Raw genomic sequence first — 23211 nt, 5'->3', positions numbered from 1 at the left:
GCATGACGGATCAGCGTGTGCTCTGGGTCACGGGTGGGGGCAGCGGCATGGGGGCCGCGAGCGCCGAGGCGGCGGCGCGGGACGGCTGGACCGTGGTCCTCAGCGGGCGCCGTGCCGAGCGGCTCGAGCAGGTCGCACGCACCATCCGCGACGCCGGGGGAACCGCGGACGTCCTGCCCCTCGACGCGAACGAGCCCGACGCCGTCACCGCCGCGCGGGACACCGTGCTCGACCGGCACGGGCGGCTCGACGGGCTCGTGCTGGCGGCCGGGCTCAACGCCCCGAGGCGCCGGTGGGACGACCAGTCGCTGACCGACTTCCGCGCGATCGTGGACACGAACCTCACCGCCGTCGTCTCGCTGGTGGACGCCGCGCTGCCGGCACTCCGCGCGGCCGGCGGCGTGGTCGTCGTCGTGTCGTCGTACGCCGGGTGGTCCTTCCAGCCCGGGGCGGGTGTCGCGTACTCGGCGAGCAAGTCCGCGCTCGCGTCGGTCGTCGGGACGCTCAACCAGCAGGAAGCCGAGCACGGCGTGCGTGCCACCCACCTGTGCCCGGGTGACGTCGCGACGGACTTCCTCGACCAGCGGCCCGAGGTCCCCGACGCGGCCGCGCGGCAGCGCATGCTCCAACCGGAGGACATCGGGCGGACGGTCGCCTTCGTGCTCGGGTCGCCGGCGCACGTGCGCATCGACGAGCTCGTGCTGTCGCCGGTCTCGCAGCGGTGACGAGCACCTTCGAACGGGTCCTCGACCAGGTCGGTGCCGCCGTCGTCTCCGGTGCGGTCGCCGTGGGCAGTCGCCGGAGCGTCGACGACCTGGTGACCTGGACGGGCGCCAGTCGCAGCATCGTCCGCGAGGCCGTCCGCGTCCTCGTCGCCCTCGGCCTGCTCACCGCGCGGCGCCGGGTCGGCGTGACCGTCCTCGACGTGCGGGAGTGGGACGTCCTGGACCCGCGTGTGGTGCGGTGGCGTCTGCGTGGTCCGGACGGCGACCGGGTCGCGGTCGAACTCCGCGAGCTGCGCGCGGCGGTCGAACCCGCCGCCGCTGCCGCAGCAGCCCGGCGAGCGGCGCTCGACGAGTGCGCGGACCGACGGGAGGCCCTCCGCGCCACCGCGGACGAGCTCGCCGCCGCCGCGACCCGCGACGACCGCCTCGACTTCGTGGCCGCGGACGTGCGGTTCCACGCGCTCGTGCTCGACCTGTCCGGCAACGCCCTGTACCGACGCCTGCACCAGGTCGTCGGCCAGGTACTGCGCGAGCGCGTGGGCATCCGCCCGGACCTCCACGACGTCGGCCTCCACCTGGCACTCGCCGACGCCGTCCTCGACGGCCGCCCGGACGACGCGGCCTCGATCATGCGGGCGATCGTCGACCGCACGTGAGCGGGGCGCGCCGGACCTGCGAGGATGGACCCCGGCGCGCCCCTCCGGCGCCCGTGGAGGGTGAGTCGTGGACGCAGCACAGGACCTGGTCGTCCAGCTCGTCGGCACCCCGTGGGCGTTCTTCGTGGTCGGCCTCGTGCTCGCCGTGGGCAGCGTCGCGGTCTTCCTGCCCAGCCAGGCACTCGTCGTCGCGATCGGCACGCTCCTGGTGGGCGGTGACGGCGGTCTCCTCCCGGTCCTCTTCCTCGTCGTCGCGGCGTCGATCGGGATGGTCCTCGGCGACCTCGGGCTCTACCACCTGGCGCGGTCGGTCGACCTCGGCTCGAGGTCGTGGTTCGCGCGTCCGAAGGTCCGCGCGGCCCGGGACGCCATCGACGGCCGCTACCGTGCCGCTCCCGGACGCATCGCGGTGCTCGGACGCTTCATCCCGATGGGCCGGTTGACGACGAACCTGGTCGGCGCCGACAGCGGGCTCGACCTCCGTCGGTTCCTGCTCAGCTGTGTGCTCGCCGACGTCGTGTGGGCCGCGTACTGCGTCGGCATCGCCTCGGCCACCGGGCGCTGGAGCCGCGAGCAGCCCTTCCTCGTCACGACCCTCGCGGTCGTGGCGTCGATCCTGCTCGGCCTCGCGATCTCCGCAATCGAGAAGGCCGTGCGACGCCGGAGCGAGGCTGCGGCCGCGGCCTGACGAACGTAGGCTGAGCACCCCGTTCGAAGGAGAACCCGTGCTGCTCGACGACCTCGTACCGGACCCCGCCGCGCTCGAGCGCATCGCCACCGGCAGCACCTGGGCCGAGGGGCCTTGCTGGATCCCGTCGACGCGCACGCTGCGGTGGTCCGACATCCCGGGCGACCGGATCCTGCAGTGGCACGCGGACTCGGGGGAGACCTCGGTGTACGCGGACGCTGTCGAGTTCACCAACGGCCGGACGCTCGACCGGGACGGCAGCGTCGTGCAGTGCTCGCACGGGCTGCGTCGGGTCGAGCGGGACCGCGACGGCGTCGTCACGCCGATCGTCGACGTGTGGAACGGGGGCCGGTTCAACTCCCCGAACGACGTGGTGATCGCGCGGGACGGCGGCGTCTGGTTCACCGACCCCGCCTACGGCATCACCCAGCCGCGCGAGGGACACCCGGGCGTGCGTGAGTACGGCGACCACTGGGTGTTCCGGTGCGGCCCGGCGGGCGAGGACCTGCGACCAGTGGCGACCGACCTGGACGAGCCGAACGGCCTGGCCTTCGACCCGGACGAGCGGGTGCTGTACATCGCGAGTTCGTCGGGCGACGAGCCGGTCATCCGCGCCTACGACCGCCGAGGCGACCTGCTGAAGAACGGCCGGGTGTTCGCGCGGCTCGAGCCCGGAGAGGGTGCGCCGGACGGCATCCGGGTCGACGTGCACGGCAACGTCTGGTCGTCCTCGCACCGCGGCGTCGTCGTGTTCGACCCGACGGGTGCCCGGATCGGTGCGGTCGCCGTGCCGGAGGTCACGTCGAACCTGTGCTTCGGTGGCGACGACGGCACGACCCTCTTCCTGACCGCGACGACGTCCGTGTACCGGATCGCCACGACGACGCGGGACGCTGCCGTATCCTGACTCGGCCATGCAGTGCGACTACTTCGACCGCGGGGTGTGCCGGTCGTGCACGCTCATGGGCCAGCCCTACGCCGACCAGGTCCTCGACAAGGAACTCCGCACGCGCGAGCTCCTGCACGCCGCGGTCGAGGCCGCCGGGGGCCCCGGAGCGGTCTCCTGGTCGCCCGCGATCACGAGCCCGGAGTCGGGGTACCGGAACAAGGCGAAGATGGTCGTGGGTGGGACCGTCCAGCACCCCACCGTCGGCATCCTCGACCACCGGCAGCGCGGGGTGGACCTGCGGCACTGCGGGATCTGCACGCCCGGCATCCGGCACGCGTTGCCCGTGCTGGCCGAGTTCGTCTCGACCGCCGGGCTGATCCCGTACGACGTCGCCGCGCGCCGGGGTGAGCTCAAGTACGTCCTGGTCACCGAGTCGCCCGACGGCGAGCTGATGATCCGGTTCGTGCTGCGTTCCGAGGGGCAGCTCCCGCGGCTCCGCCAACACCTCGACGCCCTGCGTGCCGCACTGCCGAACGCGGTCGTGGTGACCGCCAACCTGCTGCCCGAGCACAAGGCCGTCACCGAGGGCGACCGCGAGATCGTGCTGACCGAGCAGGAGACCCTGCCGATGCGGCTCGGCGGGATCACGATGCACCTGCGGCCGCAGAGCTTCTTCCAGACGAACACCGGCGTCGCGACCGAGCTGTACGCGCAGGCGACGGCCTGGATCGACGAGCTCGACCCGGCGTCGATGTGGGACCTGTACTGCGGCGTCGGCGGGTTCGCGCTGCACGCTGCCCGTCCCGGCCGCGTGGTGACCGGCATCGAGACGAGCGCCGAGGCGATCCGCTCCGCGAAGCAGTCCGCTCGTGAGACCGGCCTCGAAGGCCTCCGGTTCGCCGCCGACGACGCGACCGAGCACGCCCTCCGGGCCCGTCCGGACGCGGTGCCCGAGCTCGTCGTCGTGAACCCTCCGCGTCGCGGGATCGGGGAGCGGTTGTCGACCTGGCTCGAGGAGTCGGACGTCCAGCACGTCGTCTACTCGAGCTGCAACCCGGTGACCCTGGCGAAGGACCTGGCACGCATGCCGTCGTTCCGGCTGCGCCGGGCCAGGGTGCTCGACATGTTCCCGCAGACCGGTCACCTCGAGGCCGTGACCCTGCTCACGCGGGCCTGATCCCGACCGCCGATCGGCATTGCCAGGGAATTGCCAAGGACACGTACCCGGGTACGCCTCGATCACCATGGCCATGGGCATCGAGCCGTTCAGGTTCTGGGGTGGGGTACATAGCATGCACGGGTAGAACCGTTTGTCTCGGTTTGATAACGGTCAAGAGTTTCCTATGGTTGCCGACCGAGGTGCCGCCGGCCCGATGACCACTGCCCCCGGTGGCGCACCCCCACAACTGACCGCGATCGGTCGGGGTGGGCAGTGGATTCCGCAACAGATGCGGCTCGTGACCCCGGTGGAGCAATCACATGAAGAAGCTTTCCCGTACCCGCACCATCGTCGGTGGCCTGGCGTTCGCCGGCATCGCCGCGACCGGTGTCGGCCTCGCGGCAACCCCCGCGAACGCAGCGTCCGGTTCGACCTGGGACCAGCTCGCGCAGTGCGAGTCCGGCGGCAACTGGGCCATCAACACCGGCAACGGCTACTACGGCGGCCTGCAGTTCAACCTCGGCACCTGGCAGGCCAACGGTGGCGCGGGTAACCCCGCCTCCGCCAGCCGCGAGGCCCAGATCGCCGTCGCCGAGCGTGTCCTCGCCTCGCAGGGCTGGGGCGCATGGCCCGCCTGCTCCGCCCAGCTCGGGCTGAGCGGCACCAGCGGTGCAGCGCCCGCCGCGGCGGCTCCGGCCCCCGCACCGGCTCCGGCGCCCGCACAGCAGGCCGCCCCGCAGCCCGCTGCTCCGGCACCGGCTCCTGCCGAGCAGGCCGCCCCGCAGCCGGCCGCGCCGAGCACGACCGAGTCGACGCCCGCCCCGGCAGCGACGACGCCGAGCAAGCCGGCCCCGGTCAAGACGAGCGGCAAGACCTACACGATCGCCTCGGGTGACACGCTCGACACGATCGCGACGAAGCTCGGGATCGAGGGCGGCTGGAAGCAGCTCTGGGCCGCGAACACGTCGACCATCGACGACGCGAACCTGATCTACGCCGGCCAGGAGCTCCAGCTCCCCGCCTGATCTCTCCGCAGACCGAACACGACGACGCCCCACGACCTCGAGTCGTGGGGCGTCGTCGTGCGTGAGGCGCCGGGCTACTGCGGGTTGTCGGCGAGCCAGCCGGCGACGTCGTCGGACCGGAGCGCCTGGGACAGGGACCCGACCGCGAGCTGGTTCAGCGTCACGATCGACTGTCCGTCCGGTGACGTCCCGGAGCCCGCCGTCGGCACCGTGAAGGTCACGAGGTCGTCGGCCCGGACCGCGCGGAGCGACCACCCGAGTTCCGCCATCCGAGCGAACGTGAACCCCGCGTCGACCGACAGGTGCTCACTGGTCGCGGCGACGAAGTCCTGGATGCGCCCGGGGTTGGTGACCGTGCCGCGGGACAGCAGCCCGTCCACGACGCCGCGCATGAACGCCTGCTGGTTGCGGACCCGGGTGTGGTCGGCGTCGGCGAAGGCGTGGCGCTCCCGCACGAAGGCGAGTGCGTCGGCGCCGTCGAGGCGGTTCGTCCCCGCCACGAAGTCGTGGTGGGCGGTCGAGAAGGCCTGCGGGGAGGACACGGTCACTCCGCCGAGGGCATCGGTCATGTCCTCGAACCCGGTGAAGTCGATCTCGGCGACGTGGTCGACCCGGACGTCCAGGAGATGCTCGACGGTCTGCACGGTCAGGGGTACCCCGCCCCAGGCGTACGCGGCGTTCATCTTGGCGCGCCCGTGCCCGGGGACCTCGACCCAGGAGTCCCGCATGATCGACATCAGGTAGACGTGCTGGCGATCGGCGGGCACGTGCGCCAGCATCAGGGTGTCCGAGCGCCCGCCGGACGTCGAAGGGCCGCCATCGGGGTTGCCCTGCGCCCGGGAGTCGGAACCGATGAGCAGGACGTTCTCGCCTGCCGTCGGCGTCGGTCGGGTACCGCTCGGGAACGGGTTCGTGATGGTCTCGCGCCCGGCGTCGAAGCTCCGAGCGAGACCGCCGACGAACGCACTCGCGACGACGGCGACGACCAGGGCGACGCCGACGAGCGAGCCGAGCGTCGTGATCAGCGCGACGAGGAACGGCCGCCGCCGCCGCCGTCTGCTGCTGGCGGCGTGGTGAGCGTGTGCAACGGCCGCGCGGGCGGCTCGGCGTTCGGACATGCGGGCTCCTGTGGTCAGGTCGGCACGGACCGACCACGGGATCTTATCGCATGTGGTATTTCAGGAACAGTGTTTCACTCGGACTGCGCCTTGCTGAGCACTTCGCCCAGCGCCGATCGGAGCGCCGCGTCCTCCGGCAGGACCTCGCGCTCGATGTGCCGCGCGGTCTCCCACGCTGACCGGCCGGCAGGTGTCACGCTCACGACGCGGCGCCGACGATCGGCGGGGTGCGGGGCGCGCTCGACCAGACCGTCCCGCTCCATCCGCTCGAGCGTGCGGGACATCGTCTGCGGCTGGACCCGGGCCGTTCGGGCGATGGTGTCCGCGCCGGTCGGACCGGTCCGGATGAGGATGTCGATCGCGACGACCGCGGCGTGCGAGAGCCCGATGGCGCGGAGCCGTTCGTCCCAGTCCCGCTCGACGGACCGTGCAGCCGCGGACAGCAGGCGCCCGAGGGGCCACTGCTCGCTCGTGTCCTGCATGCCGTGATTCTATGGTCGTCGGGAGCGCTCGACCGTCAAGTAATCAGCATGCTGACGATCGGTGTACGCTCACCGACGTGTCCCGCTTCCTCCGCATCGTCCTCCCTGCGCTCGTCATCGTGGTCTGGCTCGGCATCGCCTCGGTCGGCGGTCCCTTCTTCGGCAAGATCTCCGAGGTCTCCACCAACGACCAGACCTCGTTCCTGCCCGCCTCGTCCGACGCCACGAAGGTGCAGGAGCGGTCCTCCGAGTTCCGCGACGAGTCGGGGGCGCCCGCGATCATCGTCCTCGAGCGCGACGGCGGCATGACGTCGACCGACCTCGCCGACGCGAAGACACTCGCCACGACGCTGTCCGACCGCGCCGACGTCGATGCCGTCAGCCCGGTGATCCCGAGCGAGGACGGCGACGCGGTCGAGATCGTCGCCACGCTCACGCAGGACGCCGAGACCGGGGACGCGGTCGAGGCCATCCGGGCCGACGTCGACGACGCACTGCCGTCCGGGGTGAGCGGCTACGTCACCGGCCCGGCCGGGTTCACCGCGGACCTGACCGAGGCCTTCGCCGGCATCGACGGGCTGCTGCTCGGGGTGGCGCTCGCCGCGGTGTTCGTGATCCTGATCATAGTCTACCGATCACCCCTGCTGCCCGTCCTCGTGCTCGGGACCGCCACGTTCGCCCTGTGCGCCTCGATCCTCGTGGTCTGGTGGCTCGCCAAGGCCGACATCGTGACGGTCAACGGGCAGGTGCAGGGCATCCTGTCGATCCTGGTGATCGGCGCGGCGACGGACTACGCGCTCCTCTACACCTCGCGCTTCCGCGAGGCGCTGCGCGACCACCGCACCGGCTGGGACGCGACGAAGGCCGCCCTGCGGGGGAGCCTCGAGCCGATCCTGGCCTCGGGAGGCACGGTGATCGTCGGGGTGCTCTGCCTGCTGCTCTCCGACCTCAACTCGAACAAGGCGCTCGGCCCCGTCGCGGCCATCGGCATCGCGTTCAGCCTGCTCGCCGCCCTGACGCTCCTGCCCGCGCTGCTGCTCGCGTTCCGCCGCGCGGCGTTCTGGCCGCTGCGTCCCGTATTCGGCAGCGCCCACCCCGTGCTCACCGGTCCGGACGCCCGCGGCATCTGGGCGCGCGTCGGCCGGCTCGTCGCCCGTCGGTCCCGGGTGGTGTGGATCGTCTGCACGGTCGGCCTGCTCGCGATGGGTGCCGGCCTGTTCGGACTCAAGGCGGACGGGGTGCCGCAGAGCGACCTGATCATCGGGTCGTCGCAGGCCCGTGACGGTCAGGACGTGCTGGCCGACCACTTCCCGGGCGGCTCGGGCAGCCCCGCGCAGGTCATCGGCGCGGAGCGCGACCTTGACCAGCTCGTCGACGCGATCACCGCGGTGGACGGGGTCGACGGTGTCGTCGCCGCGGCGAAGGACAGCCCCGCCGGGACCGTCCCCGTGACCGGGGACGCCGCCGGCAGCGGCACGCCGACCGTCTCCCGCGGTGACGTCCTGCTCGAGGCGACGCTGTCCGACGCCGCCGACTCGGACGCCGCCGAGCAGACCGTCCGCGACCTCCGCACCGCCGTCGAACGGGTCGACCCGGGAGCGATCGTCGGTGGCGTCACCGCGACGGCGGTCGACACGAACGACACCGGCATCCGTGACCGCACCCTGATCATCCCCGTGGTGCTCGTCGTGATCCTGCTGATCCTGATGCTCCTGCTCCGCAGCATCGTCGCGCCGCTCGTGCTGATCGGCAGCGTGATCGTGTCCTTCGCGGCGGCCCTCGGTGTCGGAGCGCTCGTCTTCGACCACGTGTTCCACTTCCCGGGCGCGGACCCGAGCGTGCCGCTGTACTCGTTCGTGTTCCTGGTGGCACTCGGCGTCGACTACAACATCTTCCTCATGACACGAGTGCGCGAGGAGGCGCTGCGGCACGGTCCACGCGAGGGCGTCCTGCGCGGACTCGGCGTGACCGGCGGGGTGATCACCTCGGCGGGCGTCGTGCTCGCCGCCACGTTCGCCGCCCTCGGCGTGATCCCGATCCTGTTCCTCGTGCAGATCGCGTTCGTCGTCGCGTTCGGCGTGCTGCTCGACACGATCGTGGTCCGTTCGCTGCTCGTCCCGGCGCTGGCCTACGACCTCGGGCACCGCGCCTGGTGGCCGTCGCGCCTCTCGCGCACGAACCCTGACATGTGACACGCTGGGTCCATGCCAGTTCCCTCGACGCAGCCCGCTGCCGAGCGCAAGCTCCTCCGTGACACGGTGCAGGACAAGATCCGCGACGCCATCATGGACGGCACGCTCGAGCCCGGGGAACGGCTCAACGACGACGACCTGATCGCCTGGCTCGGGGTCTCCCGCACCCCGATCCGCGAGGCCCTCGCCGAGCTCGCCCGGGCCGGCCTCATCGAGATGGCGCCGAACCGCTACACCCGCGTCGCGGCGCCGACGAAGGAGGAACTCCTCGACGCGTACCGCACCCTCGGCGTGATCTACGGCGGCGTCGTGCGGCTCGCGGTACCCCGGTTCACGGACGCGCAGCGCAAGAAGATCGTGAAGATGCTCGACGACGTGCACGCGCGGGTGAGCGCCGACGAGCAGGACCAGGTCGCGCGCGACGGAGCCGGCATCTACTCGATGTGGGCGGACGCGTGCGGCAACCCGTCGCTCGTGCAGCTCTGCAACTCGACCACGGACGGGCTCTCCTTCAAGCTCCGCGTACCGGAGCTCGCCGAGCTCCTGCCGGCCGACGTGATCCTGCCCGAGCTGACGAAGCTCAAGGACGCCGTCGTCGCGAAGGACCCCATCGCTGCCGAACTCGCCATGGAGGCGATCCACCTGCTCCCGTCGCGCGACTAGCGCGACCAGGAGACGGACTGGAGGCCCGTGGGGACGCCGCCACGGGCCTCCAGTCCGTCACGGGGTGACGGCGAGTACGGGGTGACCTTCCAGGCGCATCCCATGTCCGTTCCCCGCGCGGCGGTTATGGTTTCCCGGTGAGCAACGAACCCGAGCAGACGACCGAGCCCGCACACCGCGGTGCCGCGACGCCGCGCCACGGGCGCCAGAAGCGTCGGGCGGGCGTCGTGTTCCCGGCCGTCGCGGGGGTGCTCACGATGGCCCTCCTGCTGGGCGTCGGGTACGCGGGGTACGCGTACAACCAGCTGTCCGACGGCGTCACGATCGTCAACGCGATCACCGGCAAGAAGGACACGAAGGACGACGTCGACGGCAAGGCGCAGAACATCCTGCTCGTCGGGGACGACCACCGGCCGGAGAACGCCACCCCCGAGCAGATGGCGGAACTGAGCACGACGTCGGACGGCGGTGCGACGAACACCGACACGATGATCGTCCTGCACATCAACGCCGACGGCAGCCAGGCGACGATGATCTCGTTCCCCCGTGACTCGTACGTCGACATCCCGGACGTCGGCAAGGGCAAGCTCAACAGCGCCTTCTACTACGGCACGCTCAACGGCGGTGGCGACACCGGCGGTGCGAAGATGCTCATCAAGACGATCGAGAACCTGAGCGGCCTGCAGATCGACCACTACGTCCGCGTCTCACTGCTCGGCTTCTACCAGGTCGTCAAGGAACTCGGCCCGGTCGACGTCTGCCTCAACCAGGCCACCAGCGACCCGTACTCCGGCGTCGACCTGCCGGCGGGCAAGTCCTCGCTCAACGCGAAGGAGGCGCTGTCCTTCGTGCGACAGCGCCACGGCCTGCCGAACGGTGACCTGGACCGCAACGTCCGCCAGCAGTACTTCCTGTCGCAGGAGGCCCGGAAGGTCACGTCGGCGGGGACGCTGCTCAACCCGGTGAAGATGGGGAACATCCTCAAGGCCGTCGGCGGATCGATCCAGACCGACACCGACCTCATCGACCTGGCGTCACAGATGCGCAACCTGCGGCCCGGCAACATCCAGTCCGCCACGATCCCGACGCTCGGCACGCCGACCATCTACGTGAACGGCTCCGCCCTGTCGATCGTCGAGGTCGACACCGTCGGCCTGCCCGCGTTCGTGCAGGGCCTGGTCGGCGAACCCGAGGCGTACACGAAGGCCGGCCGCGCACAGCCGGCGAACACCTCGGTCACGGTGCTGAACGGCAGCGGGGTCGAGGGCGCCGCGACGGCTGCGGGGCAGGTCCTGACCGCCCGCGGCTTCCAGGTCGCCCCGGCCGGCTCGTCCGCGACGACGAAGACCACCCAGGTGCAGTACCCCGCCGGTCAGGAGTCGCAGGCGAAGGCCATCGCATCCGTGGTGCCCGGTGCCGTCGCCGTCCGCACCAGTGCGGTCACCGGTGTCACGCTCGTGCTCGGCACCGACGGCAAGACCGCGAAGCCGGTCGCGACCGAGCCGAGCGCCGGCGCCTCGACGCCGTCGACCGGCGGTTCGAGCACCGGCACGAAGCCGACGAAGAAGCCCGCGAAGGAGCCGACGCCCAAGTCGACCGACGTGCACAACTACGGCACCGAGGGCACCTGCATCAACTGATGGGAACCCGCCGGGCAACCGGTCGGTAGGTTCACGGTGTGACCAGCGCCGCACGCCCGATCGTCCTGATGACCTACAACATCAAGAACCCGGACCCCGCGCACGACTGGCCGGCCCGCCTGCCGGTCGTGCTCGACCTGATCCGCCGGCACGACCCCGACCTGCTGTGCGTGCAGGAGGCCTTCGCGCACCAGATGGACGACCTGCGTGCCGGCCTGCCGGACCACGCCGACGTCGGACAGGGGCGCGAGGGCGGTGACGCCGGCGAACACGCGTCCGTCTTCTACCGCCGCGACCGGTTCCGGCCGTCCGACGAGGGGTCGTTCTGGCTGTCGGACACCCCGGACGAACCCGTCTCGAACACCTGGGGCAGCCTGTACCCGCGGATCGCGAACCACGCCCGGTTCCTCGACGCCGAGGGACCCGCGTTCACGTTGCTCACCACGCACCTGGACCACGAGCCCGGTGCGCACGGTGACGAGGTCCGGGGCCGGAGTGCCGCGCTCATCGCCGAACGACTGGCGGGCACCACCGGCCCGGTCGTGTTCGCGGGGGACTGCAACGAACCCGCGGGCAGCGGGACGGCCTCGCGGGTGTTCGCCGAGGCCGGGTTCGCCGACGCGTGGCTCGCCGCGGGAGACCCCGCCGACCGCACCGCCACGTTCAACGACTGGCAGCCGCCGGTCGACTCGGGCGAGCGGATCGACTGGGTGCTCACCCGCGACGTCAGCGCCGTGGACCGCGTCGTGATCGACCACGACGGCCCCGAGACCTGGTTCGCCAGCGACCACTTCCCGGTGATCGCGACACTGCGGGTCTGACGCCCCGGACAGGCCAGGAGCTGTCAGCAGCTCCGCTGCGCGTGGACGGGCATCGGCGAACCGAGCACCGTGACGGTCGTCTCGTTCGTCAGGGCGGAGACCCCGTTGGTGCCGGCGTCGTCGGAGTGCTCGCTCGACTCGTCGTCGTGCCGGTCGGCCCACCCCTCGCGGAGCAGGAGCTGCCAGGCGCGCGAGTCGTCCGAGCCGTAGGACACCCGCTCCGAACCGGGAGCGTCGGCGATCTCGTCCTCGATGTCGTCGCCCACCCGGACACCGCCGGGGCCGGTCAGCTCGATCTGCCGGCCGAGCACGCTGCGGACCGAGTCGCGCAGCACCCGGATCTCGACGGCGTTGCCGGCCGCCGCGTCGGTCGTCAGCGCTGCGACGCGGATGGCGCCGCCCCAGGTGTAGGTGGTGCCCGCGGGGAAGCACGCCCCGCCGTCACCCTCGGCCGTCTGCGTGCGGGACGGTGTGCCGAGCAGACGGTTCAGGACGCTCACGGTCAGACCGGAGTCGCGCATCGAGGACTCGACCACGGTGTCGTCGCCGTCCCGGAGCACCAGGGCCTCGGCGTCGAGCTCGATCGAGTCCACACGTCGGAGTTCCGCCTTCGTCACGTGCACCGGAGCGGCGTCGTGCGAGGTCTCGGCGGCCACTGCCACGTCTGCCCCGAGCCCGGCGGTGCCGTCGAACGCGAGCGCACCGGCCGAGAAGGCCAGCACGGCGGCGCCGAGCGCCAGCAGGGTCCGAGGAGTCACCGTTCGACGGTAGGGCCTCGATCGGAACAGAACGACAGGTGTTACCGAATCGGAGCCTGCCCGTCACCGGACCGTGACAAACGAGGATCACGCACCTGCGGCCCTGGAGTGGTGCGGCCGGCGGACGCAGGCCGCTCCGCGCAACGGGGGACAGCCTCCTGGACGGCCCGCAGCGACCCCCTGCGTACCGTCGGCGGCATGACGGACCAGCAGAACGACCAGACCGGGCCTGACCAGTACGTGATGCAGGACCCCACGAAGATGTACGCCGACAAGAAGCCCGACGAGCAGTACCTCGAGGGTGCCGGCACCGACGCGGAGATGGCGCAGAACGTCCCCGCCGACCACGGTGAGGACACCTACCGCGGCTCGGGTCGTCTGACCGGCCGCAAGGCGCTCGTCACCGGTGGCGACTCCGGCATCGGTGCCGCCGTGGCCATCGCCTACGCCCGTGAGGGTGCGGACGTCGCGATCTCGTACCTGCCCGAGGAGCAGGAGGACGCCGACCGCATCGTCGGGCTCATCGAGGCCGCCGGACGCAAGGCCGTCGCCTTGCCGGGCGACATCACCTCGCTCGAGGTCTGCGAGCAGCTCGTCGCCGACGCGGTCGAGCAGCTCGGTGGCCTCGACATCCTGGTGAACAACGCCGGCAAGCAGCAGAACGTCGACGACATCACGAAGATCTCCGACGAGGAGTTCGACGAGACCTTCAAGACGAACGCCTACGCGACGTTCCGGATCACGAAGGCCGCCGTGCCGCACCTGCAGCCCGGCTCCACGATCATCAACACGACGTCGATCCAGGCGTACGCCCCGTCGCCGCACCTGGTGCACTACGCGGCCACGAAGGCGACCGTGAACAACATGGCGAAGGGCCTGGCCGCGCAGCTCGCGCCGAAGGGGATCCGCGTCAACGCGGTCGCTCCGGGCCCGATCTGGACGCCGCTGCAGCCGGCCGGCGGTCAGCCGCCGGAGGCGCTGCCGAGCGCGGGCGAGCAGACCTACCTGGGCCGCTGGGGCCAGCCGGCCGAGCTCGCGCCGGCCTACGTGTTCCTGGCCAGCGGTGAGTCGTCGTACGTCGTCGGCGAGACGCTGCACGTCGACGGTGGGATGCCGACGCCGTAGGGCGCCGGTTCACGACGGGGCTCTGACGGGAGGCGCGGTGCCGGTGGGTACCGCGCCTCCCGTCGTCCGTGTGGTCCGGCCTCCGGCGCCTGGTCGCGTCAGCAGCTGACGGAGCGCGCCATCCGCTCGAGGAGCTCGCGCGCCGACATCGCGGCGACCAGCTCGACCTCGACGGGGTTGAGGCCGATCGCCCGCTCGAACGCGCGACGGCGGGCCTGGTCGGCGATCGGCACCTCGGGGCGCTGGGGCAGCGCGGCGATGGCTCGAGCCGCCGCCTCGAACGCACCGGCGGGCCGTCCGAGCTGCTCCCACATGGCCCGGACGTCGTGCGCCACCTGCTCGGGGTCGCCGCCGAACTCGAAGCCGGTCGAGGCCATGGTCGCGAGTCCCTGGGCTGTGGGGTCGTTCGGGGTCATGCCCGCATGGTCGCACGGACGGCCGCGAACCGGCTCGACGTCGGGGTCTGTCCCCCCTTGTGCCGACACCCGTACCGGGGATGCTGGTGTCCCCCGTTCTGCGTTTGGATGGACGTGCCCCGGACCCGGGGTGACACGGACAGGACGTCCGGGGACGACGGAGGGCACGATGCTCGAACACACCAGCGCCGACACGCAGGCCGCTGCGGCCGCGGCGGCAACGCTGCACCTGCGGATCACGATCGTGGGTGCCACCGTCGACCTGCTCCGGGACGTCCCCTTCCACGAGGCCCGGCCCGTGCAGGTCGCCGAGCGGATGGGCATCAGCGTCGCCGAGCTGGAGCAGCACTTCCCGTCGTGGGACGGCCTGGTCCTCGCCGCACTGGACCGCTGGAACGGTGCCCGGATGGACGAGGTCACGCACGAGGTCGGTGACGGCTCGACCGTGGACCTGCTCCGCGCCATCGTCGCCTCGAACGCCGAGGACCCGGCCCTGATGCGCCTGCTCGTCGCCCTGCTGTCCGTCGCGGGCAACCCGGCGCACCCGATGGCGACCTACCTGCGGTCGCGGTACCAGCTCTTCTTCGCGCAGATCAAGCGCGGCCTGGAGCACGACGTCGCGATCGGCCGTGCCCCGCACACGATGGACCCCCGCCGCGGTGCCGAGCAGCTCATCGCCCTGTACGAGGGACTGCAGCTGCAGGCCCTGCTGCGCGCCGAGCTCGACCTGGTGGCGGCGTTCGACCGCGCGGTCGCCCGGCTCGAGCGCGGCTGGATGGAGCGGTACGAGCCGCAGGCCGCCCGCCGTCTGGCGATGTGGGACGACGACGACTCGGGCAGCTGGGAGATCTGACCGGGGTTCGTCCGCGGAGCGCGTTCCTCCGTCGTCGTGCAGGCTCCCGCGGGTACTCCAGGGAGTCGCAACCTGACGGAAGGAACCGACATGGCAGCACCGAACCCCATCCAGGTCCAGAAGTACCTGAGCGGCATCGACTACCCGGCGTCGAAGGACGACGTGGTCTCCACCGCGGAGCAGGAGGGGGCGCCGGACGACGTCCTCGAGGCGCTCCGCGCGATCCCGGACGGCGAGTACGACGCTCCGACCGCGGTGTCGAGCGCGGTCTCCGACGCCGGCTGAGCGCGGCGGACCCACTCGGTGAGCAGAAGAGGTCGGGTGCGTACATCGCACCCGACCTCTTCTGCTCACGAAGCGCCTGACGGAGCGGTGCCGGCCGCGCCGCTCACGAAGCGCCGTTCGAGCGCGACCCGCGGGGCACCGACCCGTCGCCGGGGTCGTACCCGGTGTCACGGATGACACGCAGCGCCGTGGTGTCGTTGTGGACCGAGTGCACGACGACCCGACGCGTCCGGCGGAGCGCTCGACGGGCACCGGGTGTCGCGAACAGGCCGCCGAGCACGAGTCCCGCGCCGATCCCCAGCGCCACCGACACCGCCGCCACGAAGTCGAGCGCCGCGCTCGACGACCCGGACATGAAGTTCAGCAGGGCGTTCGACACCGCGACACCGGGGAGCAGCGCCCCGCAGAACGCCGGCACCGCGATCGCCGCCACGGCCGTGCGCATCCGGACGGCCGCGTAGGTCGAGAGCACCCCGAGCAGCACCGCCGCCAGGAACGTCGCCCCGAGGAGCGGCAGCCCGGCCTGCCGCAGCGCCCACAGCGCGGCACCGGCGGCGACCGAGAACACCACGGCGACCGGGATCACCCGTGCGCTCGCCTGCTGCACGAAGCAGTTCGCGCCCGCCGACACCACGGTCAGCGACAGCGACGCCCAGAGCGGCAGGGTCTGCGTCACGATGCCGGACGGGTCGACCTCGATCCGCAGCCAGTGCGTCATCGCGATCCCGGCCGGTACCCCGACCACGATCGCCGCGATGACCAGCCCGATGTAGAACGCCCGGGCCACGGCCATCGCCCGGAACCCCGAGATGGCGTCCTGCGCCCAGGTCACCAGGGACGGGTGCGGCAGCAGGAGCACCACGAGCGCCGCCACCATCGTCGCCGCACCGTTCGCGTTCAGCACCCCGGCCCAGATGGCCAGCGTGCCGATCGCCGACGCCACCGCGCCCTGCGCCCCGGACACGAAGAACTGCGGGTACCCGCGGTCGGTCAGCCAGCGCCCGGAGACGATGATCCCGAGCATCAGCACGAACGCCCCGAGTCCCGCGCGCCACCCGCCTCCGGCCTGCACGGCGATCGAGATGCCGAGGATCGACAGGCCGACGTCGGACAGCCACATCGGCCACCGCGGCGGGAGTCGCAGGACGGCGACCAGGGCGCTCACCGCCGAGGTCATGTCGCGGTCGTCGTGGATCAGGTCGTCGACGATCTGGTTCGCCCGCGCGAGCTTGTCGAGGTCGGAGCCGTCCGACCGCACGGTGCGGACCTTGACGAGCGGCGGGACGTCGGCCGGAGCGTACTGGATCGTCACCGAGCTGCCGGAGAAGTCGAGGTCGAGCGGCGCGAGGTTCCACTTCGTCGAGACCGCGACGACGGCCGTCTCGACACTGCGGGTGTCGGCACCGGAGGCGAGCATCACCTCGGCCAGGTCGAGGCAGAAGTCGACGATCTGGGTCGCCGTGTACTGGTCGCGCCCCTTGGCGTCGGGCTCGACGTGCTCGTAGATCGTCCCGCGCAGGCGGGCTCGTGCGTCGCGCAGGTCGTGCTGCGCGAGACTGCGGCGTCGTGGCCGGGGCGGGCGGCCCGGCTTGTGCGGGCCCGGGGGGTGCTGCTCGGCCATCACGCCATGGTGCCAGTCGACGGCGGCCGAGTCCGGACGTCCGCTGGACGCCTTCGGATCAGCCCCGGCGGCGCGTGCTCAGACGACCGAGGGCGAAGGCCGCGACGACCGCGCCCACCAGCACGAGGACCGGTCCGACGGTCAGCTGCCACGGTCGGCCATTGGCGACGAACGCGTAGTCGGACAGCGGGGCGTACGCGAACCACCCGAAGGACGACGGCGGAGTCGTCAGCACGAACACGATCCCGACGACGACGGCCAGCAGGCCGAGCCAGAGGGCGACGAGGGTCGGGGTGGCGAGGAAGCGGGGCACGGCACCCAGCGTAGGTGGACGACGGACGGGAGGCCCGTGGCGGGGTCGCCACGGGCCTCCCGTCCGTCAGGTGGTGACGCTCCTGCGTCCCGCGCCTACTGCGCTGCGTTCGCTACTGCTCGAAGGTCGCGTGCAGCGTGATCTCGACGCCGGTCAGCGCCTTGCTGACGGGGCAGGTCGCCTTGGCGTCCTCGGCGGCCTTGAGGAAGGCCGCCTCGTCGATGCCGGAGACCTCGCCGCTGACGGTCAGGACGATGCCGGTGAGGCGGAAGCCGCCGGCCGGGTCCGGGCCGAGCGAGACGTCGGCCTTGACGTCGAGGGCCTCGACCGTGCCGCCGGCCTCGCCGAGGACCGCGGAGAACTGCATGGCGTAGCAGGCCGAGTGGGCGGCGGCGATGAGCTCCTCGGGGCTCGTGGTGCCCCCGGCGTCCTCGGCGGTGCGCTTCGGGAACGAGACGTCGTACGTGCCGACCTTCGAGCTCGAGAGTTCGACCTGGCCGGAACCGTCCTCGAGGCCGCCGTTCCAGGCGGTGCGTGCGGTGCGAGTGGGCATGCCCGCTCCTTTCGTGTGGGGGAGCGGCCCCGAACGGGACCACCGCCCCTGAGTCAATCGGAGAACGACCGTTCTCGCAACGGGCTCACGGCGAAGACGCAGGTCTGCCCTACGATCTGGCACATGGGGGACAGTGACATGACAGGCTTCCGCGAGTCCGTACTCGAGCAGGGGCCGGCCGACGTGACGAACCCGGTGGTCGCCTGGCTCCGGTTCTGGACGCAGGGGTGGCGGTTCCACGGGCGGGCGAGTCGCTCGGAGTTCTGGTGGGTGATCGCGCTCGAGCTCGCGCTGGTCGGGGTCGCGCTCTGGGTCGTCGGCGTGCACGGGACCGGAGGGCGATGGGAGATGTACGTCGACCCGTTCGGGGTCGTCCCGTCACCGCGGGTCTCGTTCGACCTGATCGACCGCGGGCAGGACGGGTGGTTCGGTTGGGGGACCGGCGACCGCGAGCTCCGGCCGGACGCGTGGGACCTGGTGCTGCTCGTCCCGACGATCCTGACCATCGTGCCCCGGTGGTCGCTGCTCGTGCGGCGACTGCACGACCGGGACCACACCGGGCTGTGGATCCTGCTCCTCGTGTTCACCGGACCGCTCGGTGCGGTCGTGCTGGGTGTCATGGTGGCGCGGTCGTCGCGTCCCGGTGGGGCACGGTTCGACCGCGGACTGTTCGCGGGAGGGCGTGGTCCCGAGGCAACTGGGCGACACATGTCGTCCTCGACGACAGGTGTAGCGTGAAGGGCGATCAAAGGAGAACCCCATGCGCGCCGTCGTGTTCGAGCAGTACCAGACCTTCCCGTCCCTGACCGAGGTCCCGAAGCCCGCACCGGGGCCCGGTGAGGTCCTGCTCAAGGTCGCCGGCGCCGGTGCCTGCCACTCGGACGTCGCCGTCTACCGCGAGTTCCAGCAGGGGCAGCCGGGAGCCCAGGCGCCCGCGTTCGTGCTCGGCCACGAGAACTCCGGCTGGGTCGAGGCCGTCGGGGACGGGGTCACCGGCTTCGCCGAGGGCGACGCCTACCTGGTCTACGGGCCGGTCGGCTGCGGGCACTGCTCGTACTGCTCGAAGGGGCAGGACACCTACTGCGAGAACGCCGCGACGAACCCCTACATGGGGATCGGCCTCGGGCGCGACGGCGGCATGGCGGAGTACGTGAGCGTCCCGGCGCGGAACCTCGTGCCGCTCGGCGACGCCGACCCGGTCGCCGCCGCACCGCTCAGCGACGCCGCGCTCACGCCGTACCACGCGATCAAGAACTCCCTGCCGAACCTGGCTGGTGGCGGTCGCTTCGCGCTCGTCGTCGGGCTCGGTGGCCTCGGGCAGATCGCCGTGCAGATCCTCACGGCGCTCACCGGTGCCACGGTCATCGCGACCGACATGAAGCAGGACGCGATGGACCGCGCTGCAGCCCGGGGCGCGATCACCGTCCCCGGCGGCCCGGACCAGGCGGAGCGCATCCGCGAGATCACCGGCGGGCGCGGCGTCGACGCTGCCTTCGACTTCGTCGGTGCCACCCCCACGATCAAGGTCGCGCAGGCCTCGATGGCGGTCGGCGGGCGGTTCACCGTCGTCGGGATCGCCGGCGGCACCACCGAGTGGAACTTCTTCGCGACGCCGTACGAGTCGACGATCACGAACACCTACTGGGGCACCATCGAGGACCTGCACGAGGTCGTCGCGATGTACCGCGCCGGGCAGATCGTCCCCGACGTCGAGCGCTACGCGCTGTCCGACGCGCTCGAGGCGTACCGGAAGCTCGAGGCCGGGGAACTCTCGGGTCGCGCGGTGGTCGTCCCGACGCTCTGAACCGGGCGTACCTGGCGGAATCGGGCGTACCTGGTCGAATCGGGCGTACCTGGTGGAATCGGGCGTACCTGGCGGGATCGGGCGTACCTGGTCGGAAGTTCTGACCAGGTACGCCCGATTCCACTTTCCAGTGCGGGTGTTCTGGGAAGGAACGGGCGCCGGTCAGCGCCCCGCGGCGTAGCCCTGCGCGCCGCGGGGGTTCGCGGCAGCGCCGAGGATCCCGGTGTCCGGGTCACGGGTGACGCACGACAGTCGGCCCAGGCTCCAGTCACCGCCGCGGGTCATGACGTGTCCGCGGGCCTCGAGCGCCTCGATGACCTCCTCACCCAGGCGGTCCTCGACGACCAGTCCGGCGGGCTCCCACGTGCGCGGCCAGAACGACCCCGGGAAGGACGTGGTGTGCAGCGCCGGTGCGTCGATGGCCTGCTGCGGGGAGTAGCCGCCGACGATCCAGCGCAGCAGGAACAGCAGCTGCCACTGGTCCTGCTGGTCACCGCCGGGGGAACCGAGCGCGGCGACGGGCTGCCCGTCGCGGAGCACCAGGGTCGGGGTCAGCGTGGTGCGGGGGCGCTCGCCGGGCCGCAGGGTCGAGGCCGTGCCCGGTTCGAGCCAGGTCATCTGCAGGCGGGTGCCGAGGCAGAACCCGAGCTCGGGGATCGTCGGTGACGACTGCAGCCAGCCACCGGACGGGGTCGCGCTGACGATGTTGCCCCAGCGGTCCACGACGTCGATGTGGCACGTGTCGCCGCGGGTCTCGCCGTCGGGGGTGACGAACGGTTCGCCGCGGTCCTCGAGCGGAGCGGCGGGCGGGACCTCGGTGTCGGCTTCTGCCTCGCGGGCGACCTGCACGGTCGGTTCGCCCACCCCGACCGACCCGGCGGAGTCGTACGAGGTGCGGATCGGCGGCAGCGCGTGCTCGGCCCCGGCGATCGTGCCGGGTCGGAGCTCCGCCGAGGCCCGCTCGCCGATCAGTGCGCGGCGCTCGTCGGCGTAGGCGTCGGAGAGCAGGACGTCCATCGGGACCTCGCCGTCGCCGTAGAACGCCTCGCGGTCGGCGAGGGCGAGCTTCTGCGCCTCGACGATCGTGTGCGCGCCGAGCTCGGTCGACGGGTCGAGCAGGGCGTCGTCGAGCGGTTCGAGCAGCCGCAGTGTCTGGAGCAGCGCCGGACCCTGGCCCCACGGTCCGGTCTTGGCGATCGTGCAGCCGCGGAACTCGGCGGTCGTCGCGGGCTCGTACGACGCCCGGAACGCCGCCAGGTCGGACGCCCGGATGACCCCGGCGTGGTCGGTGCCCGACGCGTGCCGGTGCGGTTCGCGGACGAACCGGTCGATCGCCTCGGCGACGTGTCCCTCCGCCCACTCGGACCGGGCCGCATCGATGCGGCCGGTCCGGCTGCCGGCACCGGCACCGGCCTCGACCAGCCGGTCGAGCACTGCAGCGAGTGCCTCGTTGCGCACCAGGTCTCCGGGGACCGGCACCGTGCCTCCCGGCATCCACTGTGTGGCGGAGGTGGGCCAGTGCTGCTCGAACAGGCCGCGCACGGCGGTGATCGTCCGGACCACCGCAGGTGCGACCGGGTGTCCGTCGCGGGCGTACCCGATCGCGGGGGCGAGGACGTCGGCCAGCTCCCACGTGCCGTGGTCGCGGAGCAGGAGCAGCCAGGCGTCGACCGCGCCGGGGACGGTCGCGGCCAGCGCGCCGGAGCCGGGGACCAGGTCGAGGCCCTCGGCGCGGTAGTGCTCCGGGGTCGCGCCCTCGGGGGCGGGGCCCTGACCGACCAGCACCGTCGGCACGGGGTTGGCTGCCGTCGCGAAGACCGCCGTCAGGTCGCCCCCGGGGCCGTTCAGGTGGGGCTCCACGACCTGCAGGACGAAGGCCCCGGCGACAGCCGCGTCGAAGGCGTTGCCGCCGCGCTCGAGCACCGACTGGGCGGTCGCCGTCGCGATCCAGTGCGTCGAGGCCGCCATCCCGAACGTGCCCCGCAGGTCCGGACGGGTGGTCTGCGCTGCGGGCGGGACGAAGGCGGGGTTCGGCGTCGACATGGTCCCATCCTGTCCCGCGGCGAACACTCCCGTGCTGTACACCCCCCGTCCAAGGGGTTGTGCACCCCGCGCAGAAAAGCGAACATCGTTCGGCGACTCGTGCAGGGCGAGCGCCGAACGACCGCGCGCTCGCACGGTCGGTTCCAGGGCAGGGGATCCATGACCACCACTCCGTCGACCGTCGCACGTGCGCGCCGACTCCCACGCATCGCCGGCGCCGTGACGGCACTGGCCCTGGCGGCGGGGGCGCTCGTGGCGACAGCCGAACCGGCAGCGGCCTCTGCGGTCTGGGTCGGCTCGGCCCCGGCCGGCACCAAGATCCTGCCCGGCGACCAGGTCACGTCGCCGAACGGCCAGTTCAAGCTCATCATGCAGGGCGACGGCAACCTGGTCGAGTACGGCATCGGCAACCGTGTGCTGTGGGCGTCGAACACCGCCGGCAACTCCGGCGCGATCGCCGTGGTCGGCAAGAACCGCGCCCTCGACATCACGAAGAACGGCAAGCGTGTGGCCCGCTGGGCCTCCGCCGGCACCGTGAACTCGACCGCGCTGAAGGTGCGCGCCGACGGCACGATGGCGCTGCTCGCCGGCAAGACCGTGGTCGTGAGCTGGAACGGCTACCAGGACCGCGTCCCGTCGGGGAACACCATCCTGGGCGGCACCGTGCTGCGATCCGACACCTCGAACACGCGCATCCTCAACATGCGCACCGACGGCAACCTGGTGCAGAAGGTCAGCGGTCGGGTCGTCTGGCAGTCGCGCACCGGCGGACACCCGGGCGCCTGGGCGGAGCTGCAGGCCAAGGGCAACTTCGTCATCTGGACCCGTGACGCCTCGCGCAAGAAGGTCGCGCTCTGGAGCTCGCGCACCAGCACCGCCGGGTCGGGCAACCTGCTCGTCCAGGTCGACGGCAACGTCGTGCTCTACGGCGCGAAGGACACCCGGGTCTGGTCGAGCCGACCGGTCACCGGCCTGGCCTGGCCCGTCAACGGCACGAAGATCACCGGCCGGTACGGCGACGACCGCGGCGCCGGGCACGTGCCGCGCTACCACCAGGGCACCGACGCCCCGGTGCCGGTGGGGACGGCCGTGTACGGCTCCGGGACCGGGACGGTCACCAAGACCATCGCGAACGACGCGGCCTACGGCAACTACATCGTCGTGACCTACGGCATGACGGCGGTGCTGGTCGCGCACCTCAGCAAGATCGAGGTGAAGCAGGGGCAGATCGTGAAGCTCGGCACCGAGATCGCGAAGTCCGGCAACACCGGGCAGTCGACGGGGCCGCACGTGCACGTCGAGACGCGGCGGAACGGCACCCTCGTCGACCCGCTGAAGAACATGCACTTCCGCTGAGGCGGGGGACGCGCGCGGGGCGGGCG

24 protein-coding genes are annotated in these 23211 nt (G+C 72.0%); 16 read left to right on the top strand and 8 right to left on the bottom strand.

Annotated elements, in window-relative coordinates; all coding sequences use genetic code 11:
* Nucleotides 1-2 precede the first annotated feature (2 nt).
* From DEJ21_RS17270 to DEJ21_RS17245, 6 genes are all read left to right on the top strand, one after another.
* A complete protein-coding gene (locus DEJ21_RS17270) occupies nt 3-725 on the top strand; it encodes an SDR family oxidoreductase (RefSeq protein WP_181435951.1) in 723 nt (240 codons plus the stop codon).
* Nucleotides 722-1381 (top strand): FadR/GntR family transcriptional regulator, encoded by a 660-nt coding sequence (locus tag DEJ21_RS17265; RefSeq protein ID WP_111225438.1) that lies wholly within the window; start codon nt 722-724, stop codon nt 1379-1381. The genes DEJ21_RS17270 and DEJ21_RS17265 overlap by 4 nt, the downstream gene beginning before the upstream one ends.
* A 67-nt stretch (nt 1382-1448) precedes the next feature.
* Nucleotides 1449-2069 carry a DedA family protein gene (locus tag DEJ21_RS17260; protein ID WP_071404822.1) on the top strand — a complete coding sequence of 207 codons (621 nt, stop codon included), beginning with the start codon at nt 1449-1451 and terminating at the stop codon, nt 2067-2069.
* Nucleotides 2070-2109: 40 nt separating this feature from the next.
* Complete coding sequence (locus tag DEJ21_RS17255) at nt 2110-2976, top strand: SMP-30/gluconolactonase/LRE family protein (protein ID WP_375342408.1); 867 nt, start codon at nt 2110-2112, stop codon at nt 2974-2976.
* A gap of 7 nt (nt 2977-2983) precedes the next feature.
* A complete protein-coding gene (rlmC, locus tag DEJ21_RS17250; protein ID WP_111225437.1) occupies nt 2984-4135 on the top strand; it encodes a 23S rRNA (uracil(747)-C(5))-methyltransferase RlmC in 1152 nt (383 codons plus the stop codon).
* Between the two features lie 302 nt (nt 4136-4437).
* Complete coding sequence (locus DEJ21_RS17245) at nt 4438-5142, top strand: transglycosylase family protein (RefSeq protein ID WP_111225436.1); 705 nt, start codon at nt 4438-4440, stop codon at nt 5140-5142.
* A 74-nt stretch (nt 5143-5216) separates the two neighbouring features.
* On the opposite strand, the gene DEJ21_RS17240 is transcribed toward DEJ21_RS17245, so the two are convergent.
* Both DEJ21_RS17240 and DEJ21_RS17235 read right to left on the bottom strand, forming a co-directional pair.
* Nucleotides 5217-6260 (bottom strand): LCP family protein, encoded by a 1044-nt coding sequence (locus tag DEJ21_RS17240; RefSeq protein ID WP_111225435.1) that lies wholly within the window; start codon nt 6258-6260, stop codon nt 5217-5219.
* Nucleotides 6261-6334: 74 nt separating this feature from the next.
* Nucleotides 6335-6742, bottom strand: a complete 408-nt coding sequence (locus DEJ21_RS17235) for a MarR family winged helix-turn-helix transcriptional regulator (RefSeq protein ID WP_111225434.1) — start codon at nt 6740-6742, stop codon at nt 6335-6337.
* 77 nt (nt 6743-6819) lie between these two features.
* Between DEJ21_RS17235 and DEJ21_RS17230 the strand changes: the two genes are divergently transcribed.
* The 4 genes from DEJ21_RS17230 (at nt 6820) to DEJ21_RS17215 (ending at nt 12058) form a co-directional block, all read left to right on the top strand.
* Nucleotides 6820-8934, top strand: coding sequence for an efflux RND transporter permease subunit (locus tag DEJ21_RS17230; protein ID WP_111225433.1), 2115 nt, complete (start codon nt 6820-6822; stop codon nt 8932-8934).
* 12 nt (nt 8935-8946) lie between these two features.
* Nucleotides 8947-9597: a GntR family transcriptional regulator gene (locus tag DEJ21_RS17225; protein ID WP_051597115.1), complete on the top strand. Its 651-nt coding sequence runs from the start codon at nt 8947-8949 to the stop codon at nt 9595-9597.
* A 137-nt stretch (nt 9598-9734) separates the two neighbouring features.
* Complete coding sequence (locus DEJ21_RS17220; protein ID WP_111032661.1) at nt 9735-11237, top strand: LCP family protein; 1503 nt, start codon at nt 9735-9737, stop codon at nt 11235-11237.
* A gap of 38 nt (nt 11238-11275) precedes the next feature.
* Nucleotides 11276-12058, top strand: coding sequence for an endonuclease/exonuclease/phosphatase family protein (locus DEJ21_RS17215; protein WP_111088398.1), 783 nt, complete (start codon nt 11276-11278; stop codon nt 12056-12058).
* Nucleotides 12059-12081: 23 nt separating this feature from the next.
* Here the strand turns inward: DEJ21_RS17215 and DEJ21_RS17210 are convergent, their stop codons facing one another.
* Complete coding sequence (locus DEJ21_RS17210) at nt 12082-12816, bottom strand: hypothetical protein (RefSeq protein WP_111225432.1); 735 nt, start codon at nt 12814-12816, stop codon at nt 12082-12084.
* Nucleotides 12817-13014: 198 nt separating this feature from the next.
* Between DEJ21_RS17210 and DEJ21_RS17205 the strand changes: the two genes are divergently transcribed.
* Complete coding sequence (locus tag DEJ21_RS17205) at nt 13015-13941, top strand: SDR family oxidoreductase (protein ID WP_110858602.1); 927 nt, start codon at nt 13015-13017, stop codon at nt 13939-13941.
* A gap of 98 nt (nt 13942-14039) precedes the next feature.
* Here the strand turns inward: DEJ21_RS17205 and DEJ21_RS17200 are convergent, their stop codons facing one another.
* Entirely contained in the window at nt 14040-14357 is a 318-nt protein-coding gene (locus DEJ21_RS17200; protein ID WP_111225431.1) for a hypothetical protein, read from the bottom strand.
* A gap of 169 nt (nt 14358-14526) precedes the next feature.
* On the opposite strand from DEJ21_RS17200, the gene DEJ21_RS17195 reads away from it, so the two are divergent.
* On the top strand, nt 14527-15210 hold the full coding sequence (locus tag DEJ21_RS17195) for a TetR/AcrR family transcriptional regulator (RefSeq protein ID WP_027467173.1): 684 nt from the start codon (nt 14527-14529) through the stop codon (nt 15208-15210).
* A 90-nt stretch (nt 15211-15300) separates the two neighbouring features.
* Nucleotides 15301-15495 (top strand): DUF2795 domain-containing protein, encoded by a 195-nt coding sequence (locus DEJ21_RS17190; protein ID WP_027467172.1) that lies wholly within the window; start codon nt 15301-15303, stop codon nt 15493-15495.
* Nucleotides 15496-15598: 103 nt separating this feature from the next.
* Here the strand turns inward: DEJ21_RS17190 and DEJ21_RS17185 are convergent, their stop codons facing one another.
* The 3 genes from DEJ21_RS17185 to DEJ21_RS17175 form a co-directional block, all read right to left on the bottom strand.
* Complete coding sequence (locus DEJ21_RS17185) at nt 15599-17116, bottom strand: threonine/serine exporter ThrE family protein (protein ID WP_111040059.1); 1518 nt, start codon at nt 17114-17116, stop codon at nt 15599-15601.
* 58 nt (nt 17117-17174) lie between these two features.
* A complete protein-coding gene (locus tag DEJ21_RS17180; protein WP_111225430.1) occupies nt 17175-17429 on the bottom strand; it encodes a hypothetical protein in 255 nt (84 codons plus the stop codon).
* Between the two features lie 112 nt (nt 17430-17541).
* Nucleotides 17542-17982: an OsmC family peroxiredoxin gene (locus tag DEJ21_RS17175; RefSeq protein ID WP_027467170.1), complete on the bottom strand. Its 441-nt coding sequence runs from the start codon at nt 17980-17982 to the stop codon at nt 17542-17544.
* Between the two features lie 123 nt (nt 17983-18105).
* On the opposite strand from DEJ21_RS17175, the gene DEJ21_RS17170 reads away from it, so the two are divergent.
* Together DEJ21_RS17170 and DEJ21_RS17165 are read left to right on the top strand one after the other, a co-directional pair.
* Nucleotides 18106-18720, top strand: coding sequence for a DUF805 domain-containing protein (locus tag DEJ21_RS17170; protein WP_111225429.1), 615 nt, complete (start codon nt 18106-18108; stop codon nt 18718-18720).
* A gap of 22 nt (nt 18721-18742) precedes the next feature.
* Nucleotides 18743-19786, top strand: a complete 1044-nt coding sequence (locus tag DEJ21_RS17165; RefSeq protein ID WP_111024593.1) for an NAD(P)-dependent alcohol dehydrogenase — start codon at nt 18743-18745, stop codon at nt 19784-19786.
* Nucleotides 19787-19948: 162 nt separating this feature from the next.
* On the opposite strand, the gene DEJ21_RS17160 is transcribed toward DEJ21_RS17165, so the two are convergent.
* Nucleotides 19949-21829 carry a gamma-glutamyltransferase family protein gene (locus DEJ21_RS17160; protein WP_111225428.1) on the bottom strand — a complete coding sequence of 627 codons (1881 nt, stop codon included), beginning with the start codon at nt 21827-21829 and terminating at the stop codon, nt 19949-19951.
* A gap of 159 nt (nt 21830-21988) precedes the next feature.
* Between DEJ21_RS17160 and DEJ21_RS18700 the strand changes: the two genes are divergently transcribed.
* The gene (locus DEJ21_RS18700) at nt 21989-23185 is read left to right on the top strand and encodes a peptidoglycan DD-metalloendopeptidase family protein (protein WP_111028636.1); all 1197 of its coding nucleotides are present in this window, start codon (nt 21989-21991) and stop codon (nt 23183-23185) included.
* The last annotated feature ends 26 nt before the right edge of the window (nt 23186-23211 follow it).

It is taken from the genome of Curtobacterium sp. MCSS17_006 (assembly GCF_003234215.1).
In the GTDB taxonomy this organism is placed as follows: Bacteria; Actinomycetota; Actinomycetes; order Actinomycetales; family Microbacteriaceae; genus Curtobacterium; species Curtobacterium flaccumfaciens.
The sequence above is the reverse complement of the archived record's forward strand: the minus strand, read 5'-3'. Positions and strand labels throughout refer to the sequence as shown.

What these genes read in the sequence shown, in the direction of transcription:
- DEJ21_RS17270 (WP_181435951.1), top strand. Translation starts at nt 3, where the DNA reads ATGACGGATCAGCGTGTGCTCTGGGTCACGGGTGGGGGCAGCGGCATG.
- rlmC (WP_111225437.1), top strand. Translation starts at nt 2,984, where the DNA reads ATGCAGTGCGACTACTTCGACCGCGGGGTGTGCCGGTCGTGCACGCTC.
- DEJ21_RS17245 (WP_111225436.1), top strand. Translation starts at nt 4,438, where the DNA reads ATGAAGAAGCTTTCCCGTACCCGCACCATCGTCGGTGGCCTGGCGTTC.
- DEJ21_RS17240 (WP_111225435.1), bottom strand. Translation starts at nt 6,260, where the DNA reads ATGTCCGAACGCCGAGCCGCCCGCGCGGCCGTTGCACACGCTCACCAC.
- DEJ21_RS17235 (WP_111225434.1), bottom strand. Translation starts at nt 6,742, where the DNA reads ATGCAGGACACGAGCGAGCAGTGGCCCCTCGGGCGCCTGCTGTCCGCG.
- DEJ21_RS17225 (WP_051597115.1), top strand. Translation starts at nt 8,947, where the DNA reads ATGCCAGTTCCCTCGACGCAGCCCGCTGCCGAGCGCAAGCTCCTCCGT.
- DEJ21_RS17205 (WP_110858602.1), top strand. Translation starts at nt 13,015, where the DNA reads ATGACGGACCAGCAGAACGACCAGACCGGGCCTGACCAGTACGTGATG.
- DEJ21_RS17200 (WP_111225431.1), bottom strand. Translation starts at nt 14,357, where the DNA reads ATGACCCCGAACGACCCCACAGCCCAGGGACTCGCGACCATGGCCTCG.
- DEJ21_RS17195 (WP_027467173.1), top strand. Translation starts at nt 14,527, where the DNA reads ATGCTCGAACACACCAGCGCCGACACGCAGGCCGCTGCGGCCGCGGCG.
- DEJ21_RS17190 (WP_027467172.1), top strand. Translation starts at nt 15,301, where the DNA reads ATGGCAGCACCGAACCCCATCCAGGTCCAGAAGTACCTGAGCGGCATC.
- DEJ21_RS17185 (WP_111040059.1), bottom strand. Translation starts at nt 17,116, where the DNA reads ATGGCCGAGCAGCACCCCCCGGGCCCGCACAAGCCGGGCCGCCCGCCC.
- DEJ21_RS17175 (WP_027467170.1), bottom strand. Translation starts at nt 17,982, where the DNA reads ATGCCCACTCGCACCGCACGCACCGCCTGGAACGGCGGCCTCGAGGAC.
- DEJ21_RS17170 (WP_111225429.1), top strand. Translation starts at nt 18,106, where the DNA reads ATGGGGGACAGTGACATGACAGGCTTCCGCGAGTCCGTACTCGAGCAG.
- DEJ21_RS17165 (WP_111024593.1), top strand. Translation starts at nt 18,743, where the DNA reads ATGCGCGCCGTCGTGTTCGAGCAGTACCAGACCTTCCCGTCCCTGACC.
- DEJ21_RS17160 (WP_111225428.1), bottom strand. Translation starts at nt 21,829, where the DNA reads ATGTCGACGCCGAACCCCGCCTTCGTCCCGCCCGCAGCGCAGACCACC.
- DEJ21_RS18700 (WP_111028636.1), top strand. Translation starts at nt 21,989, where the DNA reads ATGACCACCACTCCGTCGACCGTCGCACGTGCGCGCCGACTCCCACGC.